16 protein-coding genes are annotated in these 14906 nt (G+C 40.3%); 2 read left to right on the top strand and 14 right to left on the bottom strand.

Annotated elements, in window-relative coordinates; all coding sequences use genetic code 11:
* Positions 1-46: 46 nt before the first annotated feature.
* The 12 genes from ACVBAX_RS06695 to ACVBAX_RS06640 all read right to left on the bottom strand — a co-directional run bounded on the left by ACVBAX_RS06695 (position 47) and on the right by ACVBAX_RS06640 (position 11167).
* Positions 47-898, bottom strand: a complete 852-nt coding sequence (locus ACVBAX_RS06695) for a DODA-type extradiol aromatic ring-opening family dioxygenase (protein ID WP_447116350.1) — start codon at positions 896-898, stop codon at positions 47-49.
* Between the two features lie 22 nt (positions 899-920).
* Positions 921-1106 carry a 4-oxalocrotonate tautomerase gene (locus ACVBAX_RS06690; RefSeq protein ID WP_119707733.1) on the bottom strand — a complete coding sequence of 62 codons (186 nt, stop codon included), beginning with the start codon at positions 1104-1106 and terminating at the stop codon, positions 921-923.
* Positions 1107-1134: 28 nt separating this feature from the next.
* Complete coding sequence (locus ACVBAX_RS06685) at positions 1135-1923, bottom strand: 2-keto-4-pentenoate hydratase (RefSeq protein WP_447116349.1); 789 nt, start codon at positions 1921-1923, stop codon at positions 1135-1137.
* Between the two features lie 12 nt (positions 1924-1935).
* Complete coding sequence (gene dmpG / locus ACVBAX_RS06680; protein ID WP_447116348.1) at positions 1936-2961, bottom strand: 4-hydroxy-2-oxovalerate aldolase; 1026 nt, start codon at positions 2959-2961, stop codon at positions 1936-1938.
* Positions 2962-2979: 18 nt separating this feature from the next.
* Entirely contained in the window at positions 2980-3864 is an 885-nt protein-coding gene (locus tag ACVBAX_RS06675; protein WP_447116347.1) for an acetaldehyde dehydrogenase (acetylating), read from the bottom strand.
* An 18-nt stretch (positions 3865-3882) separates the two neighbouring features.
* A complete protein-coding gene (locus ACVBAX_RS06670; protein WP_447116346.1) occupies positions 3883-4668 on the bottom strand; it encodes a 2-keto-4-pentenoate hydratase in 786 nt (261 codons plus the stop codon).
* A gap of 18 nt (positions 4669-4686) precedes the next feature.
* Positions 4687-6150, bottom strand: a complete 1464-nt coding sequence (locus ACVBAX_RS06665; RefSeq protein ID WP_430775275.1) for an aldehyde dehydrogenase — start codon at positions 6148-6150, stop codon at positions 4687-4689.
* A 169-nt stretch (positions 6151-6319) separates the two neighbouring features.
* Positions 6320-6844, bottom strand: coding sequence for a 3-phenylpropionate/cinnamic acid dioxygenase subunit beta (locus ACVBAX_RS06660; RefSeq protein ID WP_447116345.1), 525 nt, complete (start codon positions 6842-6844; stop codon positions 6320-6322).
* The gene (locus tag ACVBAX_RS06655) at positions 6841-8190 is read right to left on the bottom strand and encodes an aromatic ring-hydroxylating oxygenase subunit alpha (protein WP_430775274.1); all 1350 of its coding nucleotides are present in this window, start codon (positions 8188-8190) and stop codon (positions 6841-6843) included. The genes ACVBAX_RS06660 and ACVBAX_RS06655 overlap by 4 nt, the downstream gene beginning before the upstream one ends.
* A 26-nt stretch (positions 8191-8216) precedes the next feature.
* A complete protein-coding gene (locus ACVBAX_RS06650) occupies positions 8217-9521 on the bottom strand; it encodes a TRAP transporter large permease (protein WP_447116344.1) in 1305 nt (434 codons plus the stop codon).
* Positions 9518-10081 (bottom strand): TRAP transporter small permease, encoded by a 564-nt coding sequence (locus ACVBAX_RS06645; RefSeq protein WP_447116343.1) that lies wholly within the window; start codon positions 10079-10081, stop codon positions 9518-9520. Before ACVBAX_RS06645 ends, ACVBAX_RS06650 begins: the two co-directional genes overlap by 4 nt.
* 27 nt (positions 10082-10108) lie before the next feature.
* On the bottom strand, positions 10109-11167 hold the full coding sequence (locus ACVBAX_RS06640) for a TRAP transporter substrate-binding protein (RefSeq protein WP_430775271.1): 1059 nt from the start codon (positions 11165-11167) through the stop codon (positions 10109-10111).
* A 299-nt stretch (positions 11168-11466) separates the two neighbouring features.
* Here ACVBAX_RS06640 and ACVBAX_RS06635 point away from each other — a divergent pair, with 299 nt between their 5' ends.
* Both ACVBAX_RS06635 and ACVBAX_RS06630 read left to right on the top strand, forming a co-directional pair.
* Entirely contained in the window at positions 11467-12240 is a 774-nt protein-coding gene (locus ACVBAX_RS06635) for an IclR family transcriptional regulator (RefSeq protein WP_447116342.1), read from the top strand.
* Between the two features lie 34 nt (positions 12241-12274).
* Entirely contained in the window at positions 12275-13207 is a 933-nt protein-coding gene (locus tag ACVBAX_RS06630; protein WP_447116341.1) for an amidohydrolase family protein, read from the top strand.
* 51 nt (positions 13208-13258) lie between these two features.
* Here ACVBAX_RS06630 and ACVBAX_RS06625 read toward each other — a convergent pair whose 3' ends face one another.
* Together ACVBAX_RS06625 and ACVBAX_RS06620 are read right to left on the bottom strand one after the other, a co-directional pair.
* Positions 13259-13705, bottom strand: coding sequence for a pyridoxamine 5'-phosphate oxidase (locus ACVBAX_RS06625; RefSeq protein ID WP_447116340.1), 447 nt, complete (start codon positions 13703-13705; stop codon positions 13259-13261).
* A gap of 16 nt (positions 13706-13721) precedes the next feature.
* Positions 13722-14906, bottom strand: a complete 1185-nt coding sequence (locus ACVBAX_RS06620; RefSeq protein WP_447116339.1) for an acyl-CoA dehydrogenase family protein — start codon at positions 14904-14906, stop codon at positions 13722-13724.

Raw genomic sequence — 14906 nt, 5'->3', positions numbered from 1 at the left:
CTTCCTTTTATTGTTAACGCTTACACAACTACTAATTAAAAGACATTTATTTCTTTACTGCTTTACTATCTTCCATTGCTTCCAAGCCTACGACCTTTTTGGAATCAAAGGTTAGTAATACGTTCCAACTTCCAGACGATTGCCCATCTGCTAAGTATGCAACCTCATCATCCTTTTGAAGCATGCTAAACAACATAGCTAGATGGCGTCCGCCAGACTCAACCCTAGCCATCCTTGCATATTCAGGTAACATTTCGTAAGCAGCTTGATAGTCTTTGTTCATTACGAACTCGATGAATTGCTTATCTAGAGAGTGCTCCGCAACGGTTGGCTTATTATGTCGGCCGCGCACTAAATTATGAGATAAAGCGCCACTCGATACAAAAACGACCTTTTTTTCGGTTGCATGCAAAACTTTTGCAATCTCTTGACCCCATTTATATGTTTCTTCGATACTAGCAGCAAGAGTAACTGATAGATTAATGATAGGAATATCTTCTTTCGGTACAAGATACCTTAGTGGGACAACTGTTCCGTAATCCCAAATATAATAGGGGTCATTTACTCCTTGTACTTGTAAACCAGCATTCACTCCAGCTTGCACAAGCTGGTTTGCCAAATCAGCATCTCCTGGATAATAATATGGAATATCCTTAATTAGATCGGGAGCTTCATAGGCTGTTAAAATCCCTTTATGCTCAGGTGTGCAATCTACATAATGGAAGAAAGTAGATGGCCAATGGCAGGATACTAACACAATGACATCAGGAGCAATTCTCTCAATATCTTTTGCCACCTCTTTTAATCCTTCTACCATATTTCTTTGAAAATCTGGGACTGCATCTTCATGACAGATACTTGGAACATGTGGAACTAAAGTACATAACTCAATTGTCATAATGAACCTCCTATTATAGTCTTTACGATTTTGACTTTGGCACTCCTGCTACTCCCCAATGAGTTTTCGGAATCTCAGTCACTAACACTCGAATACTCTCTTTTGGAGCGTCCAATGTTTCAGCAACCGTATTTGTAATATTCTGAATCACTTCTGCGATTTTCTCCTTTGGCCTGCCTTCCATCATTTGAACTTGAATGATTGGCATAAGATGCCTCCTCTCTCAACTTGTATAACTAATCTGTCACTACGAAAGATACTTCACCTAATCCATCGAACCGGCCGGTGACAACATCTCCTTTTTCTAGCAAAATGGCACTGGTAATCGCTCCAGATAAAATCACATCGCCCTTACGAACCTTCTCTCCTCTACGAGAAAGCATATTTGCTAGCATCGCAATCGCTTCCGCTGGGTGGCCAAGTACAGCCGCTCCTGCACCTAGTTCCTTTATTTCACCATTAATAGAAAGTGTCACTCCTACTAAATCAAGATCAAATTTGTCCGGCTTATGAAAAGATGTACCGAAAACAACTCTAGATGTGGAAGCATTATCAGCAATTACATCTGGTAAAGTAAATTGGAAATTGACATACCGACTGTCAATCAGTTCAAGAGCTGGAATAACATATTCTGTTTTTGACAACACATCTGCTGCTGTTACGTTTGGTCCTTCAATGTCCTCTCCAATTACAAAAGCAATTTCTGCTTCTACTTTTGGGTGAATCATGTCCTGTAGATGAACCTTTCCACCATTTTCAATCAACATATAATCAAACACATATCCATAGATGGGCTCATTTACATTCATTTGCTGCATCTTTGCTTTGCTAGTTAAACCCATTTTAGGTCCGACGATTCTTCTCCCTTCTTCTTGCTTAATTTTTACGAGCTCCTGTTGGACGAGATATCCTTCCTCCACAGAAAGATCCGGCTTGATATTCTCAGTTACTTTCACGACCTCCCGTTTCTCTATTTCTCCGGCAATCAAATATTTAGCAATCTCTTTATATTCCACTGTCGCCATTACATTTCCTCCTTATAATCCCGCCGTTTGCAGTTTTTTGGCAAGTTCAGCTGCAACATCAAGAATCATATCTTCCTGACCGCCAACCACTTTCATTTTTCCAAGCTCAACGAGAATATCACGCGAATCAATTCCAAATTTTCGTGCTGCAGCCTGAGCGTGTAATAGAAAGCTAGAATAGACGCCTGCATACCCTAGCACCAAACCGTCTTTTGTGATTTCTTGTGGTTTTTCTAAGATTGGAGCAACGATTTCCTCTGCTACATCCATCATTTTGTAAAGATCGACTCCTGTCTGAATACCTAAACGGTCAAGCACCGCTACGAGTACTTCGGTCTGAGTGTTTCCTGCACCAGCACCAAGACAGCGGATGCTTCCATCAATCCGTCTGGCTCCTTCTTCAATCGCGGTAATACTATTTGCCACTGCCAACGATAAGTTGTTATGGGCATGAAAGCCAATATCAATTGAAAGACTTTGTCTAAGTGCACGGATTTTCTCCTTTACTTCATGTGGCAAAAGAGCTCCCGCAGAATCAACCACATACACTGTATCCGCACCGTAGCTCTCCATTAGTTTTGCTTGCTCCACCAACTTTTCGGTAGGAGCCATATGAGACATCATTAAGAAGCCTACCGTTTCAAGGCCTAAGTCTTTTGCAAGAGAAATATGCTGAGGGGCGACGTCGGCCTCTGTCACATGTGTCGCCACTCTCACCATCTTGGCACCAAGCTGTGCTGCATGCTTTAATTCTTGCTTCGTTCCAATTCCAGGAATAAGAAGAACAGAGATTTTTGCCTGCTTTACTGTTGCAGCCGCTGCTTCAATTAATTCCATTTCATTCGTTCGAGAAAATCCATATTGCAATGAGGACCCACCTAATCCATCTCCATGTGATACTTCAATATAAGGAACATTTGCTTCATCTAACCCCTTTGCCACTTGAGTAACCTGCTCCACTGTGAATTGATGCCGTATCGCATGACTACCATCCCTTAAAGCAACCTCCGTCAGTATTACATCACGTTTTTCTTCCATTTTAGCTCCTCCTTTCTGTTATAAAATGGCTTGTGAAATTTTACGTTTTGCCCATTCTTCCGCCACTTTTACAGCTGCTGCCGTCATTATATCCAAATTTCCAGAATACTTCGGCAAATAATCACCTGCACCTTCTACCTCAATAAATACAGTCACATGGTTTCCATTGAAGATGGGTTCCTGTCTTAACTTATATCCAGGTACATATTCTTGCACTTGTTTTTCCATTTCTTTGATGGAACGAGTAATCCCCTCTTCATCCACCTGATTGCCTTTTACTAAAACATGGATGGTGTCTCTCATCATGATTGGAGGCTCGGCTGGATTCAGGATAATGATCGCTTTTCCCACTCTTGCACCACCAATTTTTTCAATTCCACGAGCGGTCGTTTCTGTGAACTCATCAATATTTGCCCTTGTTCCCGGACCCGCACTTTTACTAGATATGGTTGCAACAATTTCCGCATATTCCACTGGTTGGACAGAGTGTATCGCATGAACCATTGGAATCGTAGCCTGACCCCCACACGTAATCAGATTAATATTATCTGCGTCTACATGCTCTTTTATATTTACAGGCGGGACAACAAGTGGCCCAACCGCTGCTGGTGTTAAATCAAGAACCTGTTTGCCTGCCTCTCGCAAAAGCTTTGCATGCCGTATATGTGCTTTCGCTGACGTTGCATCAAATACGATATCAGCCAGTTCTGGGCGTTCTAAGAAACCATTTATACCACTATCTATCGTTTCATATCCAAGCTCTCTCGCTTTTTTTAACCCGTCAGAATCAGGATCAATTCCAATTACCGTCGTTAACTCTAGAACCTCTGACCGTCCAAGCTTCATCATAAGATCTGTACCGATATTTCCTGATCCAAGAATCGCCACTTTCACTTTGCCCATAACACCCATCCTTTCCTATTAAAAATGAACTTTTACTTCCCCAAGATGAGCAAATCTAGCAGAGAATGCATCTCCTGCTTTCGCATCCGCAGCTGCCGATAGTGCGCCAGATAAAATAATTTCTCCTGCTTTCAGAGGAATACCGAATTCAGATAATTTGTTTGCTAGCCAAGCAACACATGTAGCTGGGTTTCCAAGAGCAGCAGCTCCCACTCCGGTATTCACAATTTCATTGTTTTTCGAAAGCACCATACCAAGCAATTCGAGATTGATTTCGTCCACCTTGGCTTTTCTGTCTCCAAGTACGTAGAAACCGGAAGAGGCGTTATCTGCAATCGTATCAGGAAGCTTAATCTTCCAATCTTTCACTCTACTATCTACAATTTCGAGTGCAGGGACAATATAATCCGTTGCTTGTAAGACATCAAGTGTCGTAATATTTGGGCCTATTAAGTCCTTTTTTAGAACAAAAGCTAGTTCGGCTTCTACCTTTGGTTGCAAAACTTTCTCGATTGAAATCGTACCCCCATTTGTTACTTCCATACTGTCTAGCAAATGACCATAATCAGGTTCATCCACCCCGAGAAGCTTTTGCATAGCAAGAGAGGTGAGTCCGATTTTCTTCCCTATAATTTTCTTTCCTTGTTCCACTTTCATTTGAATGTTTTCTAGTTGAATATGATACGCTTCCGTTACAGAAAGACTTGGATCTAATGTCGTAAGGGGATTGGTCCCTACTCCTGTCTTTTCAGCATCAGATAAAAGGGCAGCGTATTCTCTTATTTTATTTGTTACAATTGACATTTCCTTCTCCCACCTTCCCTACAGTTTGATCGTAATATTGGACAATTCAGAGTAAAAATCAAGGCTATGCATTCCTCCGGTTCTACCAATCCCACTATTTTTCATTCCACCAAATGGAGTTCTTAGGTCTCTAAGGAACCATGTGTTCACCCAAATAATACCCGCTTCAATTTGGTGTGCTACTCGGTGTGCACGACGCAGGTCATTTGTCCAGATGGTTGCACTTAGCCCGTAATGTGTATCATTTGCCTGCATGATCACTTCTTCTTCCATATCAAATGGCATAACCGTTACAACCGGTCCAAATATCTCTTCACGAACACAACGAGAATTTCGATCTAGGCCAGTGATAATTGTTGGCTCAAGGAAATACCCTTTTTCCATTCCTTCTGGTCGCTTTCCACCTGTGAGAATATTCGCTCCATCATTACGAGCAATCTCGATATAGCTATTAACTCTCTCATAGTGTTCTTTACTAACTAAAGCACCCACATTGGTGGCTTCAGCTAAAGGGTCACCCACTCGTAATTCTCTTACTTTTTCAGCAAATTTATTAATAAATTCATTGTAAATTGGTCGTTCAACATAAATGCGAGATCCGCAAAGGCAAACTTCCCCTTGATTAATGAAGCTAGATTTTATCGTTGTTTCAATCACTTCATCAAGATCAGAATCAGCAAAAATAATATTTGGATTTTTCCCGCCTAACTCATATGAAAGTTTTTTCAAAGAGTCAGCTGCAGCTTTCATAATGCTAGCCCCAGTGCTTGGTTCTCCAATGAAAGAAATAGCATCAATATCTGGGTGTTCGGAGATTGCTCCACCAGCAGAATTTGGACCAAAACCGTGGACTAGATTCACGACTCCATCTGGAACGCCTGCCTCTTTACAAATCTCCATTAGTACCGTTGCTGTCATCGGAGTCCATTCTGCCGGTTTAATAACCGCCGTGTTCCCCATACCAAGGCAAGGAGCCAGCTTCCAGGTGAGAAGTAATAATGGGAGATTCCATGGCTTAATAATTCCTACAACCCCTACTGGTCGACGGTAAGCATAATGAATCGCTTGATCATCCTGTTGATACGCATCCGTTCCAACAGAAGTAATATAATCGGCGAAAAAGTGAAAATTATACGCTGCACGCGGAACATCGATTTTGTTTGCTAATGAAAATGGCTTCCCCGTGTCCAATGATTCAAGCATCGCCAATTCTTCTTGCCTTTCTAGAATCAAATCACCAATGCGGCGAAGGATTTTGGAGCGCTCAACCAGGGTCATCTTCTTCCATGGTCCATTTAATGCTCTTCTTGCTGCACGAACGGCAAAATCCACCTCCTCTTTTCCTCCTTCTGCCACTGTGCCTAATACCTCTTCTGTTGCAGGATTGATATTTTCAAAGGTTTTATGATTTTGTGATTCAACAAATTGACCGTTAATAAAATGTAAGCAATTGATCGCTTTTACTTTCGTTTCTACCTGCATGCTGTGTGTCCTCCTAATAATAAATTATTTTTATTAACTACATGGTACCGCTTACTCTCCGCACCAACAACGTTCTTGTTGCTCTATATGCAACAATCTATACTTTTTTGAAAATTTAATTAAAATGCCTCCTTTTTATCAGGAGGCAGTGTATTAGTTAATACTTTTTTTAAAGAAACATACTCATATTCATCGTAGTGATTACCGATTGGTCTGGAAAAATTGTACGTGAGGAGATTTTCCACACACCATTTACTTTTCGAATGATATCATTTCGCTCCCCAAACATTTGTTCAATATCGGTAGTAGAGGCTCTGCTTCTCATAAATAAGAAATAACTTCTTACCTTGAACTCATCTTCCTTTTCCGTTGCCTCTACAGTTACATTAGTAATAAAATGTCGCTGCCTAGTTGCCGGGTTTTCTACCCAAGCAGATTTCGTATACAAGCGGTTTACTCTAGTAGTTAGAGAGACCTTCGTTTCTTCAAAGAAAGCCATATCTTTAGAAATATCATCCACCCCTACACCTTCAATCGTTTCTCTCAATGGCATTCTGTATACGAGGTCATCGGTGAGTAATTCCAACCATTCCTTGTATTTACGATTGTCGAGGAAATACGCTTCTCTATTTAGTAATGTCGTGATCTCAAGATGGAGCTCGGGTGTCACCTTTCTCTGAATATCTAGATTCATTGCTTAACCTCCTCTTTAAAGAGCCCCTTGGAGATCATTTCGAGCCATTGTTCGTGCATCCGTCTTGATAAAGCGTCTATATAAGTCGTTGGATAAGCAGTCCCCGGTCCAGGGAAATTCTCGTCCGGTTCCACGTGCGAGTACCCCATTAAATAATTGCTCACACTATTGTAGTTCAGTTCTTTGTCTCTCATCATTAAGCCTTTACTTACTTCAACAATACGGGCCCATGTTTCGGTATCATCTTGTTCTAGTGTTCCACTAGGTCCAAAAGAACCTAGATACCCTCTATAGGCAGCCTCTTTATATTCCTCCGGTGCTGCCTTATCAATTAAAAACCAGCACCAAACCTCAACCTTATCTGGACCAAGTGGCCTCCACATTCGAAAGTTCAAGTAATTATGTAAGTGACCTTCCGTTCCGTGAATGGGACTTACAAATGATAGATTGGGATAAACTCCCCCTACGAAAACAGTGACTTTCGATTGAACCTCTAGCTGTTCAGGAGTTAAATGCTTCTCAAACAATGGCCACATAGATTCGGGCATTCCTTGGAATGGTACTCTTGCTTTTCCTGTCTTTGAGGTGATCACATTAATACCATGAGCATTTTTCATTACTACCTGATGTCCATAGCCGGCATACAGAGGATCTTCCGGACTTATTCCCATTTCAACCGTGGAGCGGTGAGTTGTTTGTACATGATACGGATCAGCAGCAAAGTTTTCAGCAGTCGCCTTCCAATTCGCTTTCGCTACCCAGCGCTGTGGGAGACCTCGCACTTCCATCCCACCACTTCTGCCAAGAAGAATATCTAAGTACCACTTCATCTCCCCTAGATAATCCTCTAAAGGTTCTGCATTTTTATCAAGATTTCCAAAGATCATTCCTTGATACATTTCAACTTGAGGGATCGGTCTTAACCCCCACTCTGATTTATCCATTTCTTCTCCATACACTTTGTTTCCGGCTACAATCCCCACTAATTCACCGTTCAAATTATAACTCCACCCATGGTAGGGACATGTGAAGGTTTTTTTATTTCCTCGATCAGCTGTACATAGCTGTGTTCCACGATGGGTACATGAATTTAAAAATGCTTTAATTTCACCTTCACGAGTTCTAACTAACAGTACCGGATCATTGACCATCCAGCGTGTCACATAACTCCCAGGATCTTTGATTTCCGTTTCGTGGCCAAGAAACTGCCAGGAATGTCCATAAATTTTTTCAATTTCAAGTTCAAAGATATCTGGATCCGTTAAGACCCATTGTGGAAGTAGTCCTTCCTCCATTTTTTCTTTTAATAAGTGAAATGCTCTTTCATCCAATGTTTTCTTGATCATATGGATTAACTCCTCCTTTAGGCTCTCTATTCAATCAAACCTGGTAAATAGGTGACGATTTCTGGGAAGATAATTAGAACAATGGTAAATGCAACCATGGTAACAATAGCTGGGATAACTCCTTTGAAAATTTGTTGAATGGGAACATCTTTTACCACACCACTAATAATGTAAACGCTTAATCCAAGAGGCGGTGTAAGAACTCCAATATTAAGCACCATCACCATAATGATTCCGAACCATAATCCATCAAATCCTAATTGAGTAATCAAAGGATAAACAATAGGAAGAGTGAGTACCATGATGGCAATTCCCTCTAAAAACATTCCTAAAATAAAGTAGACTACAAGAATCATTGCCATGATGAGATAAGGAGAAACGTCTAGTGATCCGACAGTCGTTGTTAAATACATCGGAATTTGGCTTAGCGCTAAGAATTTTCCGAATAATGATGCACCGATTAAAATTAAAAACAACATTACCGTCAATCGGATCGATTCATCTAAGGAAGAAATAAGCCCCTTAAAACTCAATCGCTTCGTTAATAGAGTAAGGAAGAAGGCACCAATGGCTCCAATGCCACCAGCCTCACTTGGCGTGAAAACCCCAAAGTAAATTCCCCCGATACTAATCGCAAATATTAAAAGAAAAGGCCAAACACTTTTTAAAGAAGAGAATTTTTCCTCGATGGTCGCCTTCTCCACTTTGGTAGGGGCAATGGAAGGGTCTAAGCGAACTTGGATGTTGATCATCAGCATAAAAAGAAGAGTCATGATGATTCCCGGTACCAAACCTCCAATTAATAGAGGACCGATTGGCTCTGACGTTAATGCCCCATATAAAATCAAGATAACACTGGGAGGTATTAATATTCCCAGAGTACCACCTGCTGCAACTGCTGCCGTAGAAAAGGTCGTCCGGTAATTGTATTCTTTCATTTCTGGAATGGTGATCTTTGCCAAAGTAGCCGTCGTTGCGTTGGAAGATCCAGATATGGCTGCAAAAATGGAAGCCGCACCGACCGTGGCAATGGCAAGACCACCCCGAAAATGGCCAATCCACTTATCAACCGCATTAAACAAATCCTTCCCAAGACCTGTGTTAGACATAAACATCCCCATTAATATAAACAGTGGAATAACACTTAACCCATAGTTATTAGAAGTACCAAAAGCAGAGGAGCCAAGCTGTGACAATCCGACCTGCCAGTCAGATAGCCAAGATACACCTAAAAACCCTACTAAAAATAAAGAAAGTCCTACAGAAACCCTTAATAAGATGAGAACCAAGAGTAACACAATCCCTAGTACCCCTATCATTTCTGGACTCATTTTTTCACCACCTTTAGAAAGGATTTTAACGAATCGACTAGATACGTTAATGTAAAGCAAATCGCACCGACTGTCGCAAATATTACGAACAAATAAAGAGGTAAACCAAGATCTCCACTTAATTCATTTCCGAAATAGATTCTCTTCGTATACTCAAATAATTGCCAAGAGGTTAGAGACATAAGAATAAATAAGATGAGGGAAGTAAAGGCATAAAGTGCGTGTTGAACCTTTGCTGGCATCATATTCGTTAAAAAGTCAATTTCAATATGATCTTTTTTCAGTTGTGCTGAACCAAGGCTAAAGAAGATGATCATGGCTAGCGCCAATCCTGTCAGTTCGTACGTACCTGTAATAGGCTTATTAAAAAAATATCGACCAAACACATCTGCTGTCGTAAGAAACATTAATAGAAACAAAATGACACTTGAAACCTTATGAAGAACATTATTTAAAGTAAGAACGACTTTCTCGAATGGATAAATAACTTTCTCTAAAAAGGAAAGTTCGTCAAGAGCCTTAGCTCTCAACGAAACCTCCTTTCTTACTTCTTGTTCCATTGCCAACACCTCCAAATTGGAAGACTATTATTCCTCAATAAGCTTTACTGTTTCATCGTATATCTTTTGTCCATCTACCCCTTTTGATTCCATATCAGATAACCATTTTCCCTTTACATCCTCAGAGTTATCTTTAAATTTTTGCAGTTCACTCTCTTCCAGATTAATAAATTCTACTCCTGCATCCTTCGCTTCTGTTTCCGCTAAGCCCTTTTGATAATCAAACGCTGCACCCGCCATTTTCGCCATTGGCTCACCTAGCAGTTCATCTTCAATGAGCTTTTGATCTTCTGGAGAAATTTTATTCCAGCTATCTTTGTTCATAGCAACGTAGAAAATACTAGTGTTGAAGTTTCCTAATGTAACGTAATCTACTAAATCAGTAAGATTAAAATCTTTAATAGCTGCTACAGGTAAGACGCCCCCATCTATGACTCCCTTTTGAAGTGCATCATAAATTTCTGGTGCCGGTAAGGAAACAGGGGTTGCTCCCCATGACTTAATCATTTCACCTGCTTCAACAGACGGCGTTCTAAGCTTTAAACCTTTCACGTCTTCAAAGCTTCTGACCGCTTTTCCTTTTGTGATAATTGCGTACGGATCAGCTGCGTGAACCCATAACAGCTTTAAATCGTCATATTCTTTTTGGATTTCAGGGAACGTATCATAAAGCTTTTGAGCAACAACACTTAACTCTTCTCCCGTCCCGTTTGCAAGGAATGGAAGCTGAAGAACAGAGTGGGTTGGAAACTTTCCTGCGTTATACCCATGTAACCCCCAACCCGCATCCATAATTCCGGTTGTAATATTGTCTAACGTATCCTTAGGGCCACCAAGTGCTCCCCCTGGATAGATTTGAAATTTTACTCGGCCATCGGTAAGCTTTTCTACTTCTTCACTGAACGGTTTCATTGCCTTCGAATCTTGAACATGGTCAGGAGAGTTCATATGCCCCATCTTAAAGGTAATTGATTTCGTATCCGATGCAGCTTGTTCTCCCCCAGAACTTTTCGAACAAGCTGACACAAATACTAGTAAAATCAAGGTTAACATTGTAAAACTAAGTTTCATCCCTCTTTTCAACATCTTATATCCCCCTCTTCATATAATTAAAACGCTTACATTTTGTTATTTAGAAAAATCTCTTCTTTTAAATTGGAAAGGATTCTCCTAAAAGTTATCAATCTTCACATTTTTAATCTTACTCACTACTTTTTACGCTATCAACATCAAAGTTTCTCTATACGCAACAAAACACAAAAAATTTATTTTATTTTAAACTTTATAAATATTCACTTTATTTATTTGGATTTATTTGCTATATTCTCCACTATAGAGAAACAATCTTTATTCTGTTTCTAATGATGAAAAAAGGAGGATACAAAATGGTTACGGAAAAACAAGAAGACCAGCATTTATCATCTGTAAAAAATGCTTTGAGAATATTAAGAAGCTTTACGATGGAAGAACCAGAAAAGAAGATTAGTGACTTATCTACTTCTCTAGGTATTAATAAAAGCACTGTTAGTAGGACTATGGCTACGTTAGCTTCCGAGGGTTTTGTTTATAAAAATCCAGAGTCAAGAAAGTATCGACTCGGTCTATCCATCCTCTCTTTAAGCGGAATCGTTAATAGTCATATGGACATCTACAAAGAATCACAGTCCGTATTAAACCGTCTGGTCGAAAGTATTGGTGAAACCGCCCATATTTCTGTACTTGATAATGATGAAGTCATTTATCTTCAAAAGGTCGATTGCCACCACCCTGTTCGTGTGTTAACGAATGTTGGAAAAAGAAATCCTCCTTATTGCACGAGCTCGGGTAAGGTGTTATTAGCCTATTCGGATGATCAACTGGTTGATAGAGTCATTGAAAAAGGCTTAACAAGATATACGAAAAACACCATTACCGACCCTAGTAAACTTCGAACCCATTTAAAACAAATAAAAGAAAACGGATACACTTTTAGCAGTGAAGAAATTCTCGAAGGGGTGAACTCGATCGCTGCACCTGTCTATGATTATCGAGGAAAAGTCATCGCTGCACTAGCAATTGTAGGACCAAAACAAAGGATACAAGCAAACAAAGTTCCAGGCTACTCAAAGAAAGTGATTCAAGCCGCTATGGAAATATCAAACCGTATGGGTTATTGGTAAAATTCTATTAAAATTATAAAGGAGAATTCGTAAAATGCATGATTTTCACACTCATTTTATCCCAACTGATGTTCTTACTTGGTTAAAGGAACATAAAGATCTCGTCAATGCCAAATGGATTAAAAAGGAAGAGAACAAAGATGATTTTTTAGTAGTCAATGAAAAATGGGGCTTTGAATTAAAACAATCCTTTAGCGACATAGACCTGTATCTTCACAAACAAAAAGAAGCTGGTGTTTCTTATTCCTTGATTTCACCGATTCCACAGCTTTTTATGTATGACTTCCCACAAAACATCACCGCTGACATTTCCCAAGTATACAATCAATCTTTGTCAAAACTCGTTACACAAACTGGAAGCATATCCGCTCTTGGCACCGTTCCTCTTAACCACCCTGAGCGTGCTGCACAAATTTTACATGACGCAATGAACCTGGGGCTTAAAGGAGCAATCATTGGACCTTCAGCAGCTGGTAAAATGCTTTCAGATGACTTTTTCATTCCATTTTTTGAGGAAGCAAACCGGTTGAAAGCCATTCTCTTCATCCATCCATTGCTAAGTGAAGATCCACGATTAAAAAATTGGATGATGCCGAATCTAATTGGTGTCCCATGGGAAACAACCGTATGTGCAACTGATATTCTATTAAGCGGTTTGATCGACAATTACCCTAACATTAAAATATTATTTGCTCATGGCGGTGGGTTCCTTCCTTATCAAATCGGTAGACTTGATAAAGGATATGAACAATGGGGAGCTGTTTCCTCCAACCTGCAAGGAAAGCCATCAGAGTACTTAAAACGCTTCTGGTATGATACAGTCTTATGGAATCCTGCAAGCATAGATTTTCTAGTGGAATCAGTAGGTGGAGATCGAGTCGTTCCAGGTTCTGATTTTCCCTTCGATCTTTGCGCTTGGCCGCCAAAGGTGTCAATTACAAAAGGAATACAATCTTTACTAGATTAAAAAAACCAAGCCAATCACTCAATAAGTGGTTGGCTTGGTTTTCGTTTTTCATTATTCACTTAGGAGCTCATAAACTTCTGTGTCCAATTTAATAGCTAAGTCTTTATTATACGTTTTCTCATAAGCAGGTTCTGTTGTGATCTTACCTCCGTAAAACATCACGTTCTCAACTGTTTCCACTTCAATGGTGACGACGTATAGTTTCATCGTGAGTTCTTTTATTTCAGAGACGGATGCTTTTCCCTGTACCGAATAACAGCTTCCAGCCCCAATCACCCCTAATACTACGTTAGGATTCTTTCGAATATTTTCTATACTTGATGCTTTATGGCCAAGCGCCACTTTTATCCTCGTTCCATCAGCTGAAGGATGGACCCACGAAACTACACTTAACTGTGGTAAATTAGTTTCCGCATTTATTGTAATCAAAGAAACCATGGTTTCTTCCTGCAAAGAAGAAATCAGATCAACTGTCAACTTGTCTGCACTTACTGTCATGTTCACTCCTCCGTTTCTAGTATTCTACACTCACAGGAAGTCCAAGCTCCAACTTCCCATAAAGCTCTCCTACCCAATCGAAATTAAATGCGGTATGTTGTGCTCCAGCGTGAATATCACGCCAAAATTGTTGTAATGGATGGCTTTCGGCAGATGCTGCTGCTCCACTGCTTGTATAAATGGTTTCCATTGCTTCGGTACAGAGTTCCGCACAATAGCAATAATTTCTTCTCAAACTAACTCGTTCCTTGTAATCAAGTACTCTTCCGGATTCTACTAATTCCAATGATTTATGAAGGAGGGCTTCTACCGCTTCCAGCTTAGCTGCTACCTTGGCAAGTCGGATTTGTTGATGTGTTAAGTTTGCGACAGGCTCTCCTTTACGGGATTTATTTTTTCCAATCACCATATCCCGCCAAATGTCATATGCACCCTTTGTTGCTCCTAAAATAACAGATAATAAAGTTACCGGCATAACCGCTGACAGTTGAATCCGGTAGAGTGGAGCCTTATTTTGTTCCATCCCAGGAGAAATGCCATGAAGATTCCACGGATTCAACTCCATCGTGCGGTATTCAGGGACAAACACATCCGTTAATTCTAGTAAGTTACTACCTGTGCCTCTCATTCCCACAACATGCCATACATCAATTACTCTCAATTCGCTTTTCGGTACAAGAAAATACAACATTTTTTTCTCTTTCTGGCTATCTTCTCGTGGAGCTGCCGCACTAATCATGACCCAATCACAGTGGTTAATACCTGAAGAAAATCCCCATTTCCCAGTTAGACGATATCCACCTTTTTCTTTTAGGATTTCAGAATTCGGACTTGGATTGATGGAGGTGGCTAGACAAGCATCTGGATTGTCCTTCCATACATCTTTCTGAGCGTCGTTCGGGAAAAAAGCAAGCATCCAGCTATGAAGCAACAATAAGGAATAGCACCAGCCTGCAGAGGCATCTCCTTTTGATACCTCAATTGCACTACAAGCTAATGTTTTCCAATCAAGTTCGTGTCCTCCCCATCGACTAGGCACCAGCGAGCGGACTAAACCTGATGCAATAAAATCGTAAATGTTTTCTTGTGGTTGATGTCTCAAGCTTTCCCCTTCACGTGAACGAGAACGGATCATGACAGATAATTCTTTCGCACGCTCAATAGCTTCCTCATGAGTTAACTTATTTAACATCTTGTTCAT

Source organism: Robertmurraya sp. GLU-23, assembly GCF_052983275.1.
This window is presented reverse-complemented; position numbering and strand designations above follow the sequence as displayed.

Bases quoted from the DNA above. Each gene is read 5' to 3' on its own strand.
- ACVBAX_RS06655 (WP_430775274.1), bottom strand. From the start codon at position 8,190: ATGATCAAGAAAACATTGGATGAAAGAGCATTTCACTTATTAAAAGAA.
- ACVBAX_RS06640 (WP_430775271.1), bottom strand. From the start codon at position 11,167: ATGTTGAAAAGAGGGATGAAACTTAGTTTTACAATGTTAACCTTGATT.
- ACVBAX_RS06625 (WP_447116340.1), bottom strand. From the start codon at position 13,705: ATGACAGTAAGTGCAGACAAGTTGACAGTTGATCTGATTTCTTCTTTG.
- dmpG (WP_447116348.1), bottom strand. From the start codon at position 2,961: ATGGAAGAAAAACGTGATGTAATACTGACGGAGGTTGCTTTAAGGGAT.
- ACVBAX_RS06665 (WP_430775275.1), bottom strand. From the start codon at position 6,150: ATGCAGGTAGAAACGAAAGTAAAAGCGATCAATTGCTTACATTTTATT.
- ACVBAX_RS06695 (WP_447116350.1), bottom strand. From the start codon at position 898: ATGACAATTGAGTTATGTACTTTAGTTCCACATGTTCCAAGTATCTGT.
- ACVBAX_RS06620 (WP_447116339.1), bottom strand. From the start codon at position 14,906: ATGAACAAGATGTTAAATAAGTTAACTCATGAGGAAGCTATTGAGCGT.
- ACVBAX_RS06645 (WP_447116343.1), bottom strand. From the start codon at position 10,081: ATGGAACAAGAAGTAAGAAAGGAGGTTTCGTTGAGAGCTAAGGCTCTT.
- ACVBAX_RS06650 (WP_447116344.1), bottom strand. From the start codon at position 9,521: ATGAGTCCAGAAATGATAGGGGTACTAGGGATTGTGTTACTCTTGGTT.
- ACVBAX_RS06670 (WP_447116346.1), bottom strand. From the start codon at position 4,668: ATGTCAATTGTAACAAATAAAATAAGAGAATACGCTGCCCTTTTATCT.
- ACVBAX_RS06690 (WP_119707733.1), bottom strand. From the start codon at position 1,106: ATGCCAATCATTCAAGTTCAAATGATGGAAGGCAGGCCAAAGGAGAAA.
- ACVBAX_RS06660 (WP_447116345.1), bottom strand. From the start codon at position 6,844: ATGAATCTAGATATTCAGAGAAAGGTGACACCCGAGCTCCATCTTGAG.
- ACVBAX_RS06685 (WP_447116349.1), bottom strand. From the start codon at position 1,923: ATGGCGACAGTGGAATATAAAGAGATTGCTAAATATTTGATTGCCGGA.
- ACVBAX_RS06635 (WP_447116342.1), top strand. From the start codon at position 11,467: ATGGTTACGGAAAAACAAGAAGACCAGCATTTATCATCTGTAAAAAAT.
- ACVBAX_RS06630 (WP_447116341.1), top strand. From the start codon at position 12,275: ATGCATGATTTTCACACTCATTTTATCCCAACTGATGTTCTTACTTGG.
- ACVBAX_RS06675 (WP_447116347.1), bottom strand. From the start codon at position 3,864: ATGGGCAAAGTGAAAGTGGCGATTCTTGGATCAGGAAATATCGGTACA.